The 9,951-nt window shown below is 62.2% G+C and carries 7 protein-coding genes; 3 read left to right on the top strand and 4 right to left on the bottom strand.

What is annotated here, in order from left to right; all coding sequences use genetic code 11:
- On the bottom strand, positions 1-318 hold a 318-nt coding region (locus BLW21_RS20100), incomplete at its 3' end, for a transposase (RefSeq protein ID WP_139255352.1).
- A gap of 46 nt (positions 319-364) precedes the next feature.
- On the opposite strand from BLW21_RS20100, the gene BLW21_RS20095 reads away from it, so the two are divergent.
- Both BLW21_RS20095 and BLW21_RS20090 read left to right on the top strand, forming a co-directional pair.
- Entirely contained in the window at positions 365-793 is a 429-nt protein-coding gene (locus tag BLW21_RS20095; protein ID WP_092743773.1) for a Crp/Fnr family transcriptional regulator, read from the top strand.
- A gap of 71 nt (positions 794-864) precedes the next feature.
- Positions 865-1,317: a hypothetical protein gene (locus BLW21_RS20090; RefSeq protein ID WP_092743771.1), complete on the top strand. Its 453-nt coding sequence runs from the start codon at positions 865-867 to the stop codon at positions 1,315-1,317.
- An 18-nt stretch (positions 1,318-1,335) separates the two neighbouring features.
- On the opposite strand, the gene BLW21_RS20085 is transcribed toward BLW21_RS20090, so the two are convergent.
- The 3 genes from BLW21_RS20085 to BLW21_RS20075 all read right to left on the bottom strand — a co-directional run bounded on the left by BLW21_RS20085 (position 1,336) and on the right by BLW21_RS20075 (position 5,161).
- Positions 1,336-3,888: a TonB-dependent receptor gene (locus BLW21_RS20085; protein WP_245711976.1), complete on the bottom strand. Its 2,553-nt coding sequence runs from the start codon at positions 3,886-3,888 to the stop codon at positions 1,336-1,338.
- Between the two features lie 50 nt (positions 3,889-3,938).
- Positions 3,939-4,637 carry a ribulose-phosphate 3-epimerase gene (gene rpe, locus BLW21_RS20080; RefSeq protein WP_092743767.1) on the bottom strand — a complete coding sequence of 233 codons (699 nt, stop codon included), beginning with the start codon at positions 4,635-4,637 and terminating at the stop codon, positions 3,939-3,941.
- A gap of 203 nt (positions 4,638-4,840) precedes the next feature.
- Positions 4,841-5,161, bottom strand: coding sequence for a hypothetical protein (locus tag BLW21_RS20075; RefSeq protein WP_092743765.1), 321 nt, complete (start codon positions 5,159-5,161; stop codon positions 4,841-4,843).
- A 430-nt stretch (positions 5,162-5,591) separates the two neighbouring features.
- Between BLW21_RS20075 and BLW21_RS20070 the strand changes: the two genes are divergently transcribed.
- The gene (locus BLW21_RS20070; RefSeq protein WP_092743763.1) at positions 5,592-9,893 is read left to right on the top strand and encodes a T9SS type B sorting domain-containing protein; all 4,302 of its coding nucleotides are present in this window, start codon (positions 5,592-5,594) and stop codon (positions 9,891-9,893) included.
- Positions 9,894-9,951 lie beyond the last annotated feature (58 nt).

The following is a 9,951-nucleotide window of genomic DNA, read 5'->3' as shown; positions in this document are numbered from 1 at the left end:
CAAAATGACGGCCGTGGGCTCGGCCTCACGTCCGGCCAGCACGCGGGCCAACTCGCGCAAATCGGCCATCATATGCTCAAAACAGCGGTTATCGCGCCAGCGTGCCCATTGCTGGTAGACCGCCGGCCAGGGCGGCAGGTCGTGGGGCAGATAGCGCCAGCCGCAGCCCGTTTTAACCAGGTAGCGTAGGGCGTTGAACACGGCCCGGAGCGCGTGCTGCCGTTGCGGCGCGTCCTCACACACCAGGGCCAGATAGGGCGCCACAAATGTCCATTCGTCATCCGTCACGTCGCTGGGGTAACTACTTCGCTGTGCCATACCCCCAAATTACGCCACCAGTTCATAACAGGCTCTAGCGCAGCGGCTGTATTTTCTGGAATCGGGTCTGGTCAGGAGCTTTTATCTGAAGCAGGGCAAGGAGGTCACGTCGTGGTTTATGCCGGCGGGGCACTTCGTGATTTCGATTCTGAGCTTCTTTTCGCGCCAGCCCTCCCACGAATATCTACAGACGCTGGCCGAGTGCCGGCTCTGGTCGCTCACCCACGCGCAGGTGCAACGCCTGTACCAGCAGTTTCCCGAGTTCAACTTCATCGGCCGGGTGCTGACGGAGCGCTACTATGTGCTCAGCGAACAACGGGCCCTCGACCTGCGGATGCTGCCCGCCGCCGAGCGCTACGCCCGCCTGCTGCGCGACTTCCCCGACCTGGCCCAACAGATTCCGCTGCACATGCTGGCCTCGCACCTGGGCATCACTCCCGAAACCTTAAGCCGCCTGCGCGCCCGCCGTTCTTGATAAATGTCAAGGGATGCGGGCGGTGCGGCCCGCACCTTTGGAGCATAGTTTCACCCTCAAACTTTGCTCCTATGAAGCTTCCTCTGGCCCTGTCACTTTGCGCCTTGCTGGTCCTGGCCAATGCCTTACTGGACTACTACCACGCCCCCACTGGAATTATGCTGACCCCGGTCATTATCCTGTCTCTCACAACGCTGCTAGTAGCCACCAAGCACCTGCGCACCAATCCGGTTTCCGCGATACTACTGGTCGTGCTCTTCATCTGCCTGAATGATATGGAGATAAAGTTATATGGCGGCGGAACGCACGATAATGAAGGGCAGGCGTGGATTCACCTCTTCCTGCTTATTGGCCTTATACCTTCGTATGGTGCGCTCCTGTTCGTGATTTTTCGTCAGGCCACGACTTCCGTAAGCACCAAAATTGCGGCCGTCCTCCTCTTCCCACTTCTGCTGTTCGGGTACTTAACCCTTTTCGCTGACCTCGGTATCGGCCAGATGAACGGTTGCCGCTACGGATGTTAAAAGCTAGTTTCCGTTCTGTTAAAACCGGGCGATAACGCGCAGATTTACCAAGCGGTTCGAAAGGAAATTGGGCACGCTGTAGGTCAGGCCGTTGAGGTCCTGCACGTAGTTGTAGCCGGCCAGATTACTGGCCCCGAGCACGTTGAGCACTTCCAGACTCAGCCACAGGGTTTGCAGCTGCACGGTGCGGCCGCGGGCGGCCAGCTCGGTGGCCGTGCGCAGGCCCAGCACTTTGGTAAAGCCCAGATCAACCCGCTTATAGGAACGCGTGAGTTTGCTGGTCCCCCGCAAGTCGGGCAGGGCGGGCGGGCTGAAGGGCAGGCCGGTACCGAACACAAAGTTCACGTAGCCCTTCACTGAGGGGTCATTCGGCAGGTTGTCCTGCAGGAAAATACCCAGGTTCAGGCGCTGGTCGGAGGGGCGGCGGATGTAGCCCTTGGGCGCGCGGCCGGTTACCTGACCGGTCGTCTGGTCGAAGACGTTGAGCGAGTCGCCGACCAGGTTTTCGCGTGTCGTGAGCACCCCCAGGCTAAACCACGATTCGGTACCAGGAATAAACTCGCCGGCCACCCGCGCATCGAGGCCCGCGGCGTAAGCCTTGGCGTTGTTGTTGGCCTGGTAGCGCAGCCGCACGTTGTCGATGTCGTAGGGTACCACATCGGTGAGGTACTTGTAGTAGGCCTCGCCGGTGAAGCGGAACGGCCGGCCCCAACTCTGGAAGCGCAACTCGTTGCCCACAATGAAATGCAGCGAGCGTTGAGCCCGCAGCTCGAGGTTGAGCGCGCCCTCCTGGCTTTGCGGCGCCCCGGACTGGAAGCGCAGCTCGCGGTAGAAGGGCGGTTGCACGTACACGCCGGCAGCCGCTTTCCAGGCCAGGCGCGGGTTACGGGCGCTGCGGAAAGCATACTGCACCCGTGGGCTCAGCGTGGTCTGCCCGTTCACGGTCCAGTAGTTGAGGCGGGCGCCGTAGGTGAGCGTGCGCAGCGAATCGAAGCGAACGGTGTGCTGCACGTAGCCCTGGGTGCGGGTGCTGGTCAGGTCGAGGTCGGAGCGCAGGCGGGTGCGGCGGGCATCGGGCACGTAGTTGGCAGAATCGACGAAGCTGTACTCATCCAGCACGTCGTTGATCTGCTCGCGGCCCGTTTTCAGACCCCAGCGCACGGTGTGGCGCAGGCCCGGCGTCCAGGTGCCACGGGTTTCCAGGCTGGCCACCCGGGCTTCGAGCGTATTGCGCGAGTGCTTGAAGAGCGAGCCCACGCCCCGCCGGTTGCGGTCGGCCCCAAAATCGGGCGAGTTCGGGTCGCGGTTGATTTCGGCAATAAAGTAGCCGGCCTCCACGTCGCGGTACTCGAACTCGCGCGAGTAGAGCAGACCCCCGAGCAGCTCCAGGCGCACATTCGGCCGCAGCTGGTGGCTCAGGCTCAGCCCCCCCTGGTAGGTGTCGTACTGCATCCGCTCGCGCCCCGAGTAGTCGATAATCAGGCGCGAAAACTGGTTGACGCCGGTGCTGAACGTGCTTTCGCCGCTTTCGGGGTTGAAGCGAAAATCGTTGTGGGCGTAGGTGTTCAGCAAACTCAGCGTGGTCCGGTCGAGGTTGTCCTGGGGGCCCAGGGCCAGCGTAATCAGGCTCTGGCCGTCATAGAAGGTGGGATTGTAGCCGCCCTGCTGCTGCTGGAGCGAGTTGAAGACGTAGGTGGCATTCTTGTAGCGCACGCCCGCCAGGTAGCTGATGCGGCGGTTGGGCGAAGTAGCCTCCACGTGGGCCGTACCGCCCACCAGGCTGCCCGTGGCCGAGGCGCCGAACTTAAGGGGCCGCTTGTACTCAATGTTGAGCACCGACGAGAGCTTGTCGCCAAATTTGGGCTGCCAGCCCCCGCTCGAGAACTCAATGGTCTTCACCAAATCAGGATTCACGAAGCTCAGGCCCTCCTGCTGGGCGGTAGTCACCAGAAACGGCCGGTACACCTCGAACCCGTTGACGTAAATCAGGTTTTCCTCGTAGTTGCCGCCCCGCACCGAGTAGGTGCTGGTCAGCTCGTTGGTGCTGGCTACGCCAGGCAGCGTTTTAAGGATGGCCGAGAAATCACCGAAGGGCGAGGGAATTTCCTTGGCCGCGCGCGGCTCCAGCTGCATGATGCTGACCTGCTCGCGGGTGTCGGTGACGTCTTGGCGGCCGCGCACAGTTACGTTGTCGAGGGCCCGGCCGTCGTCGGCTAGCACCAGGCGCAGCTCCGCGTTCTGGTTCAGGTTGTTGAGCGCCAGCCGCTCGGGGCGGTAGCCCAGGCGACGCACCACCAGCACCGGGGCCGGGGCGCCGGCGGCCGGCCGCAGCACGCTCAGCGAGAATCGGCCCCGCTCGTCGGTGCTCGTGCCGCCGGTCTGGCCTTCCACACCCACTGTTACGTCTTCCAGGGGCCGGCCGCTGCTGTCGCGCACAAGGCCCGTTATCGTTACCCGGCTGGTTTGGGCCAGCGCCGGAGTGGCCAGGCCCGCCAGCAGCAGCAGCGTTGCCGCGCCCGGCCGGGCTGCCGGCGCAGTCAGCAGCCGCAGCCACAAACGGGTGGCGGGCAAACAACCGGGAAACACGCGGGAAGCGCAGGAAGAAGGCAGCATCCGCGGGCTTAGTCGTTGGTTTCGAGGGCTTCGGGGGCCAGTTCGGCCCGCATCCGCGCCAGTGTGCCCACCGGGTCGCCGTTCTTGAATACAAACGAGCCGGCCACCAGCACATCGGCCCCGGCCGCCACCAGGGCGGGCGCGTTGTCGAGCGTTACGCCGCCGTCCACTTCAATCAGGGCCGCTGAGCCGCTGTCCACGAGCAGTTCTTTCAGCTGGGCCACTTTGCGCAGCGTGTTCGGAATGAAGGCCTGCCCCCCGAAACCGGGGTTTACCGACATAATCAGCACCACGTCGAGGTCGGCGGCAATGTCTTCGAGCAGACTCACGGGCGAGTGCGGGTTGAGCGCCACGCCGGCTCGGCAGCCCAGCTGCTTGATCTGCTGCACCACCCGATGCAGGTGGGTGCAGGCCTCGTAATGCACCGTAATGATGGCGGCCCCGGCGTCGCGGAAGGCGCTCAGGTAGTGCTGGGGCTCTTCTATCATCAGGTGCACATCGATGGGCTGTTTGGCGTAGCGGTGCACGGCCTCCAGCACCGGAATACCGAACGAGATATTGGGCACGAAACGGCCATCCATCACGTCGAAGTGCAGCCAGTCGGCGGCCGAGTCGGCCAGCATTTCGGTTTCGGCCTGCAAGTTGCCGAAGTCGGCGGAAAGAAGCGAGGGGGCCAGCAACGGGGCTTGGCGACGAGTCGGGTTCATGCCACGAAAGTAGTGATTAGTGAATAGGGAATAACGAATAGTGAATAGCGTTTGGGGATGTACGTAATTCAGGGCAGAGCAAGAAATCGGGCGAGCAGTAAATCGTTGAACGGCAATCGAGCATCATTAGTACGCCCACTTCCTCGCCAATACCAAAACGACGTTCGTCCCCAACCACTCTTCACTATTCGTTATTCACTACCTTAAGCAGGCTTTTCGAAGGCGCGCCAGTCGAGCTTACCATCTTCGGTTTTGCGCAGGAACACGGTTTGGTCGTCGTCCTGGCGCTTGCCAAACGTGACGTCGCCGCGGCAGTCGAGGCAGCGCAGGCTGGTGTATTTGAACTTACCCTGGGCCTCGCGGGCGGTCAGATCGAGGTTGTCGGAGCCGCAGAGGCCGCACTTGGCCACATCGGGAAAACTGAGCCGGTCGTACTCGGCCACCGTTTCGTGGAAGTTGGCTCCCTGAACGGTGAAGTGAAACTGGCGGCGCCCGAGGCGCCTGGTAACCATCATTTGCAACATAACGAAAGAGGAAAGATTAAATGATCGGGAGAAGGTTATGCGGGACTGGTCCGCAAACAGAGTTCCAGCGGCAACCTACTCCAACCGGAAATCAATGCCAAATTACTAATAATTTTCGCATCAAAAAACTAATGTCATTGGGTGCACCGAACCTGGCCCTCTACGCGGCAGTTTAAGCAGCACTAACCGCCGCCTAAGCTCCTGATCCAATTAAACTTGACCCGCAAAAGACGGTTTTTTGCGCATACGGCTGGGGTTTGGGGCGAACCAAACCGACAGTATATACCTTCGTTAAGTGCAGTTGGCAGTTTTTTTAGAATAACTATGTTATCTAGCGTACTGTGACTGTGTAAGAACGGCAGAGGAAAACTTTGCTGTACGAGTGCCCACCTGTCTGCTTTTGAGTGCCCGCCTACTTGTCTGTCCCACTATGCCCGCGAAGCTCCGATACTCTGCCCTGGCAACTACCTGTACCCTCACCCGGCCTGTTACCACACCAAGTCAGCCCGCCCGCCCCGGCGGCCGGGGCGCGGGCGGGCAGCGGCGGGCCGTTGGCTGGCTGGTTGTGCTACTGGTGTTGCTGCTGAGCGGCCTGGCCCCTGCGGCGCGCGCCCAGACCGGCCCGCCCAAGTGCAGCGAGGACGAGAAGTTTGCCAACACCTGGTACTTCGGCTTTAAAGCCGGGCTCGACTTCAACATGGCCACCGATTCCATCCAGCCTACGGTGCTGACCGACGGGGCAATGGATGCGCCGGCCGGTGCGGGCATAATGTCGGATGGCAGCGGTAAGATTCTCTTCTACAGCAACGGCGAAACCGTTTGGAACGGCGACGGCAGCGTGATGACCAACGGCACGGGCCTGAACGGCAACCGCCTGACCACCGATGGCCCCCTGCCCATCCGCATGCCCGGCAGCCCGCCCCCGATGCTGCCGAATGGAGAGACGCGCTACCTCATTTTCACCCAGGATGCCAAAGGCGGCCCCAAGGGTCTGAGCTACTCGGAAATTATTATTCCGGCCGGTGGCGGACCGGGCACGGTAGTCGCGGCCACCAAGAATACGCCCCTCGCCCAGGGAACCGCCGAGAAGATGACGGGCGTGTTCCATAAAAACGGCTGCGACATCTGGATAATCGTGCATGGCTGGGGCAGCGCCACCAGCGGCAACGACAACCGCGGCGATGCCTTCCTGGCCTACCGCGTACGGCCAGCGACCGGCGGCATGGGCACGGGTCCGGTTACTATTGATGCGCCGATTGCTTCGGCCGTGGGCTCGTTGCACGCGCCGAGCGTGTCGCCGGTGGGTTACCGGGGGCAGATGAGGGTGACGCCCGACGGCCAGCAGCTGGCCCTGGCCCGCTACAGCGAAATCACGACTGACAGCAGCGGCACCGTGGAGCTGTTCAGCTTCGACACCGGGACGGGCGCGGTCAGCAACCCCCAAATCATTGATGCCAACCAGGGCGGCTACTACGGCGTGGCATTTTCGCCGGGCCGTAGCCGGCTATATGCCACGGTGCTGGGCGCGGCGCCCCGGCTGCCGCAGCTGCTGCAGTTCGATATCAGCACCATTGGTACCGGTACCGGTAACGGCCCGGTAGGCCGCGAGGTTATTCCACTCAACCAGCCTACGCCGGTAAACCTGGGCTCGATGCAAACGGCCCCCGACGGCAAGATTTATGTGGCCCGCGAAAACCAGCCGGCTCTGGGCTTCATCTCCTACCCCGATTCGCTGGGGGCCGCCATTGGCTACGCCGATGACAGCCTGCAGCTGGGCGGCAGCCGGCTCAGCAGCCTGGGCCTCGTCAATTTCAACCAAAGCTCCCTGCTGCGCTTTGGTTTCGGCGGAGAACCGACGGGCTGCCTGGAGTATACCTTCCAGGCCCCCCCGGTGGAGTTTGACAACCCCCAATACGCCTGGGATTTTGGCGACGGCACCACATCGACGGCGCAAAACCCACCCCCGCATACCTACCCCCGCCCCGGCGACTACGAGGTGACGCTGCGTATTACAACGGAGTGCTTTTGTCGGGAAACCAAGAGCATGGTTCGAATATTCGGCCCTCCTACCCCGGGCACCATTGCCGACAACCAGACCGTGTGCGCCGGCGACTCAGTGGCGGTGCTCACCAGCACGGCCCCGGCCGGCGCGGGCACCGGCCAGTACCTCTACCAGTGGCAGTCGTCGCCGAATGGCAGCACTGGCTGGGCCAACGTTGGTACCAAGAGTTCACAAGACACTTACGCCCCGGGAATACTTGCCACTACCACTTATTTCCGACGAGTGGTAGAATCGGGTTTCTGTCCACCTGCTTCGCCTTCGAACGTGGTTAAGATTACGGTGACGAGAAAAGTAATGAACACCGTAACCTTGGCCACGCCACCCCCGCTATGCGCTGGTACGCCGTTTACTTTCACGGCCGTAGCTGACAGCGCGGGGGCAACCCCAACCTACCAGTGGTTCGTCAACAATGCAGCCGTACAAGGCGAGACGAATAAAACTTTCACTACCAGTACGCTCGCCAACGGCGACCGGGTGCGCGTGGACGTTACGCCTACCCCGGGCCTTTGCAGCTCCGGGGTTGCTACGGCCACAGTTACCGTTACGGTGACGCCCAAAGTAACGCCCAAGGTAACTCTAGCAACGCCAGCCGCTCAATGTGCTGGCACCCCACTCATCTTTACGGCCTCGGATACAGACGCCGGTACAACCCCGACATACCAGTGGTTTGTTAACAACGTGGCCGTACAAGGCGAGACGAAAAAAACCTTCACCAGCGGCACGCTACGCAACGGCGACCAGGTACGAGTACAGGTTACGCCTACCGCTGGCCTATGTAGCACTGGATCAGTTTCAGCTTCGGTTACCGTCACGGTGACGAGGCTGGTGAAGACAACTGTAACCTTGGCCACCCCTGCTGCTCAGTGCGCTGGTACGCCATTTACCTTCACCGCCGTAGCTGACAGCGCGGGGGCAACCCCAACCTACCAGTGGTTCGTCAACAATGCAGCCGTACAAGGCGAGACGAGACCCACCTTCACCAGCAGCACGTTACGCAACGGCGACCAGGTACGAGTGGATGTCACGCCCACTGCGGGTCTGTGCAGCACGGGGTTGGCTACGGCCTCAGTGACCGTAACCGTGACACCTTTGGCACAGACGGCGGTAACCATAGCGACGCAACCAACCCAATGTGCTGGCACCCCACTCACCTTCACGGCCACACCTACCGCCGCAGGTGCAACCCCTACCTTCCAGTGGTTTGTTAACAACGTGGCAGTCCCTAATGAGACTAGATCCACCTTTACTACTAGTACGCTGATAAACGGCGACCGTGTCCGAGTGGACGTCACACCGACCCCGGGCCTATGCAGTACCGGACTGGCTACGGCCTCAGTGACCATTACGGTGACGCCGCTGGCACAGACCACCGTGACGCTGGCTACCCCGCCCGCTCAGTGCGCTGGCACGCCGTTCACCCTCACGGCCATGCCTGACAACGCGGGCGAAGCTCCCACCTACCAGTGGTTCGTTAATAATGCGGCCGTACAAGGCGAGACGAGACCAACCTTCACTAGCAGCACGTTGCGCAATGGCGACCGGGTACGAGTGGACGTAACGCCCACTGCGGGTCTGTGCAGCACAGGGCTGGCTACGGCCTCAGTGACCATTACGGTGACGCCGCTGGTAACGCCCACTGTAACCCTAACGCCACCGCCCGCCCAGTGCCCCGGCACCCCACTGACCTTTACAGCCGTGGTGACTAATGCGGGCCCCGCGCCCACCTTCCGGTGGTTTGTCAACAACATTCCCGTGGCCAGCGGACCGACCTTCACCAGCAGCACCGTTGTTACCGGCGACCAGGTGCGGGTGGAGGTAACGGCCACCGCAGGCCAGTGTAGCACCGGCCCGGCCACGGCCACGGTTACCGTAACGCGCACCCCCACGCCCACCCCCACGCTGGTTGTTACCGGCCCAAGCGGCCCGCCGGTTTGTCCGGGCGAACCCCAGACGTTCAGCGCAACCAGCGTAACGGCCGCCGGACCCAACCCGGTGTATCAGTGGCAGGTGGATGGCAACGATGTGGCCGGCGCAACAGGTCCGGTTTTCACCAGCTCCACGCTGCGCGACGGCCAGACCGTAACGCTGCGCCTGAGCACCGCCAACGCCTGCGGCCCGGTAACGGCCCTCTCTAACAGCGTAACCGTGCGCGTGCAGCCACCGGTGCGGATAAGCGCCGGCCCGGACAAGGAAATCACGCTCGGCACCTCGGTGGTGCTCGAAGGCACGGCCGATGGCAACTACCCCGTTACCTGGACCCCGGCCACGGGCCTCGACTTCTCGGGCAACGACCCGCTACGGCCCCGGGCTTCTCCTAAGGTAACTACTACCTACAGGCTTTCGGCCGGAGCAGGTGGTTGCGCTTCCTTCGACGAAGTAACGGTCACGGTGCGCGAGGCCATCCGGATTCCCAACGCCTTCACACCCAACGGCGACGGCCGCGACGACACCTGGCAGATTGAGTTCATCGAGGAGTTTCCCACCAACACCGTTACCGTGTTCAACCGCTGGGGCAACGAGGTTTTCTCGGCCCAGAACTACAGCCGGGCCAATGAGTGGAACGGCACCATCAACGGCAAGCCCGCGCCGGTGGGCACCTACTATTACGTGGTCGTCACAAAGGGCCCCCTGGGCAAGTCCTACAGTGGCTCGCTCACGGTTCTTTACTGATGAGCTGCCAGGGTTTGGCGGGCGGTTGTCGGGTTCGACTACCGCCCCCCGAACCCTG

This window comes from Hymenobacter psychrophilus (assembly GCF_900107135.1).
Taxonomy (GTDB): domain Bacteria; phylum Bacteroidota; class Bacteroidia; order Cytophagales; family Hymenobacteraceae; genus Hymenobacter; species Hymenobacter psychrophilus.
Note: the sequence above shows the minus strand (reverse complement) of the source record. Positions and strands in the feature narration are given on the sequence as shown.

Excerpts from the sequence above, each read along its gene's own strand:
- BLW21_RS20075 (WP_092743765.1), bottom strand. The coding sequence starts at position 5,161 with ATGTTGCAAATGATGGTTACCAGGCGCCTCGGGCGCCGCCAGTTTCAC.
- BLW21_RS20090 (WP_092743771.1), top strand. The coding sequence starts at position 865 with ATGAAGCTTCCTCTGGCCCTGTCACTTTGCGCCTTGCTGGTCCTGGCC.
- rpe (WP_092743767.1), bottom strand. The coding sequence starts at position 4,637 with ATGAACCCGACTCGTCGCCAAGCCCCGTTGCTGGCCCCCTCGCTTCTT.
- BLW21_RS20070 (WP_092743763.1), top strand. The coding sequence starts at position 5,592 with ATGCCCGCGAAGCTCCGATACTCTGCCCTGGCAACTACCTGTACCCTC.